Below are 428 nucleotides of genomic sequence, written 5' to 3'. Positions count from 1 at the left end.
TGAGATATTTCAGGGAGGTAGTAGTATAGGAACATCGACAACCACTAGTTTTAGTGTTACCGGTCTTACTGCTTCTACAGCATATAGCTTTACCGTAAAAGCCAAAGATGCTGCTGGTAATGTATCAGCAAACAGTAATGTTGCTAATGTTACTACCACAGCTACTCCAGGGTGTGCTGGGATTAACAGTTTTCCATACAGTGAGAGTTTTGAGTCTGATTTTGGAGTTTGGACCAATGCTACAGGAGATGATATTGATTGGACCCGAGATTCAGGAGGTACTCCATCGAGTGGTACTGGTCCTGCAAGCGGACAGGATGGTTCATTCTATCTGTATACTGAAGCTTCGACCAATGTAACTCCACCAGGTAGCCCAAATAAAGTAGCATTATTAAATAGTCCTTGTATAGATCTAACAGGAGTTCCTA

At 42.1% G+C, this 428-nt stretch carries 1 pseudogene; it reads left to right on the top strand.

Annotation, left to right across the window (positions count from 1 at the left end):
- Nucleotides 1–428 (top strand): annotated as a pseudogene (locus tag Z054_RS29690) (peptidase S8); the annotation flags it as partial.

This window comes from Aquimarina macrocephali JAMB N27, assembly GCF_000520995.1.
GTDB classification, from domain to species: Bacteria; Bacteroidota; Bacteroidia; order Flavobacteriales; family Flavobacteriaceae; genus Aquimarina; species Aquimarina macrocephali.
The sequence above is the reverse complement of the archived record's forward strand: the minus strand, read 5'-3'. Positions and strand labels throughout refer to the sequence as shown.